Genomic DNA, 2,866 nt, shown 5'->3' on the forward strand with positions numbered 1-2,866 from the left:
CCTCGGCGGGCTCGGTTTCGGAGGCCTCCTGGGCGGGCTCGGCCTCGGCGGCTGCCGTTTCGGGCTCGGTCTCGGCGGGTCCGGCCTCGGGGGCCGCTGCTTCCGGCTCGGCCTCGGTGGGCTCGCCTTCCGTTTCCGGCTCGGCTTCGGGCTCGGGGGAAGCGGTCTCCTGGGCGGGCTCGGCCTTGGCGGCTGCTGCTTCCGGCTCGGTGCCGGCGGGTTCGGCTGCCTTCTCGGCTTCCGCGGGCTCGGTTTCCGGGGAGGCGGGTTCCTCGATGGGCTCGGCTTCGGTGGCCGTCGCCTCCGGCTCGGCCGCGGCCGGTTCCTGCGCCGCCTCCGTCAGCGGCTCAGGCTCCGCTTCCGTTGCCGCGGCGGGCGCCGTGTCCGGCTCCTCCTCGGCCACCGGCTCCGCGGACGCCTCGGCCTCGGTGGCCGAGGCGTCCGCGTCCGGGGTCTCCGCCGGCTCCGTGAAGACGGCCTCGGTCGCCGCCGCCTCAGGGGTGGTCGCCGGGTCGTCCACGGCCGTCGGCTCTGCCTCGGGCTCGTCCTCGGTCGCCGTGACGGCGTCCGCGGCCACGTCGGCCTTCGCCTCGGTTTCCACCGTCTCGGGGGTGGGCGCCGGGTCGTCCACGGTGGACGCGGTCTCGGCGCTCACCTCGTCCGCCGGTGCGGGTTCCGCCGCCGCCTCTTCTTCGACCTGCGCCTCGGCGCCGGTCTCGGAGTGCTCCTCGTCCGTCGCCTGCGGCGCCGAGGCGTCCTCGGTCTCCACCGCGGCCTTCTCCTCGGCCGCTGCCTCAGCGCCGGTCTCCGCCTCGGCGGTCGCCGCTGCCTCAGCAGACACCTCCACCTCGGGGTCACCGGCCGACTCGGGCTCGCCGGCATCGGCCGTCACGGCGTCCGCGTCCGCATCGGCGTCGGCCTCGGCCTTCGCCTCGGGCTCGTCGGCCTCCCCAGTGTCCGCCTCGGCCTTCGGCTCGGCCCCGTCGGCGGGCTCGGGCTCGTCCTCGGCAACCGCCACGGCGTCCGCCTCGGCCGTCGTCCCGGTCTCCGGCTCGGCGACTGCCTCGGAGGCGACCTCGACCTGCGCCTCGGGCTCCTCGGCCGTCACGGCGTCCGCATCGGCATCGGCGTCGGCCTTCGTCTCGGCCTCCCGCTCGGCGTCCGCGCCCACCTCGGTGTCCGCTTCGGCCTTCGCCTCGGGCTCGACGTTCACCTCGTCCTTCGCCTCGGCCTCGTCGGCCGTCACGGTGTCCGCCTCGGCCTTCGTCCCGGTCTCCGGCTCGGCGTCTGCCCCGGCGGCGACCTCGGCCTGTGCCTCGCTGCCGGTCTCGGCGTGGTCTTCGTCCGTCTTCCGCGCGGTCGTCTCGGCGGCCGAGGCGGCGGGTGCGTCGTCGGCCGGAGCCGAGGGGCTCGGGACGCGGACCTTGTCGAAGGCGGCGGCCACCAGCTCGTGTGCCTCGGAGGACGAGTCGCGGGGTTCGGGGACCACCGGTGCCGTCTCGGCGGTGGCCGGGTCACGGGGTTCCGGGACCGCAGGCGCCGGCTCGGCCGGAACGGGCTCGGCAGGAACCGACTCGGCAGGTACCGACTCGGCAGGTACCGACTCGGCGGGCTCGGCCGGGGGTTGGGCCGTCACACCCTCTGCCTCGGCGGCTCGGGACTTGCGTGAGCGGCCGAATGCGTTCCGCAGGAGAGTGAGAATGCCCATGTGTGCAACCCTTCGCGTGAGGTGACACCGTCAATCGCTGGCCAGGACGGACACGTAAGGTTAGCGGCCCCGGGTTTCCGCGGTGTGGCGCCGAACCCCTACGCGGCGCCGTCCACGTGGGACAGGAGATCCCCCAGCGCCCGGTTGAACTCCTTCGGCCGTTCCAGATTGGGCAGATGGGCCGCCCCCTCGACGACCTCAAGGGTCGCGTCGGGCAGGGACCGCGCCAAGGACTCGGCGTCGGCGACAGGGGTGTAGGTGTCGTCGGCCCCCACCACCACCAGCGCGGGCACGGTCACCCGCGTCAACAGGTCGCGGTAGTCGGGGCGTTCGGCCCGCCCGCGCAAGGACGCCGCCGCGCCCCGCGGGTCCGTCGCCGTCATCATGCCGTGGACGTGGGCCTTGACCTCCGCGCGGGCGTAGGGCGCGACCATGCGGTCCAGCACCTCGTCGGCGTACCCCCGCATCCCCTCCGCGAGCAGCCGGTCCGCCATAGCGTTCCGGCTCCGTACGCCCTCCGGGGTCTCCGGTTCGGCGAAGGTGTCCGCGAGGACCAGGCCCCGGATCCGGTCGCCGAAGCGGTCGTAGCACTCCATGGCGATCTGGCCGCCCATCGACAGCCCGGCCAGGACGAAGGTGTCCACCCCCAGGAGGTCCAGCAGCCCGGCCACGTCCTCGGCGTGGCGGGAGAGCGGGACCTTGCCGGACGTCACCGGTGAGGCGCCGTAGCCGCGCAGGTCGGGGGCGATCACCCGGCGGTCGGCGGAGAACTCCGCCACCTGCGGGTCCCACATCGTCCGGTCGAAGGGGTGGCCGTGGACGAGGACCAGGGGGCATCCAGCGGATGCGGAATCATGGGATTTGTCGGTGAACGTGAGATAAGGGGGCATGTGGTCGACCCTAGGCGGGCCCAACTCCTCGGTGCAATAAGATCTTTGCCCTCGGTGCAATCGAGGCCCGGCCGACGCGCCAGAGCAACAGGGGGACGGATGAACGACTTCCGGCGGATCGCCGACCGGATCGCCGCCGACATCGCCGGTGGCCGGCTGCGGCCGGGGCAGCGGCTGCCACCGCAGCGGGCCTTCGCGCGCCGGCACGGGCTCGCGCCCTCCACGGCGGGGCGGGTGTACGCCGAACTCGTGCGCCGGGGGCTGGTGG

The 2,866-nt window shown here is 74.6% G+C and carries 2 protein-coding genes and 1 pseudogene; 1 reads left to right on the top strand and 2 read right to left on the bottom strand.

The features are described 5' to 3' along the window. Together FRZ03_RS39150 and FRZ03_RS16720 are read right to left on the bottom strand one after the other, a co-directional pair. Positions 1-1,489: pseudogene (locus FRZ03_RS39150) on the bottom strand (hypothetical protein); the annotation flags it as partial. Between the two features lie 317 nt (positions 1,490-1,806). Then, entirely contained in the window at positions 1,807-2,598 is a 792-nt protein-coding gene (locus FRZ03_RS16720; protein ID WP_146465959.1) for an alpha/beta fold hydrolase, read from the bottom strand. A gap of 99 nt (positions 2,599-2,697) precedes the next feature. Between FRZ03_RS16720 and FRZ03_RS16725 the strand changes: the two genes are divergently transcribed. Further along, positions 2,698-2,866: GntR family transcriptional regulator (locus tag FRZ03_RS16725; protein WP_146465960.1), on the top strand; the 169-nt coding region annotated here is incomplete at its 3' end.

The sequence above is a fragment of the Streptomyces misionensis genome (assembly GCF_007896895.1).
GTDB classification, from domain to species: Bacteria; Actinomycetota; Actinomycetes; order Streptomycetales; family Streptomycetaceae; genus Streptomyces; species Streptomyces misionensis_A.

Excerpts from the sequence above, each read along its gene's own strand:
- FRZ03_RS16720 (WP_146465959.1), bottom strand. The coding sequence starts at position 2,598 with ATGCCCCCTTATCTCACGTTCACCGACAAATCCCATGATTCCGCATCC.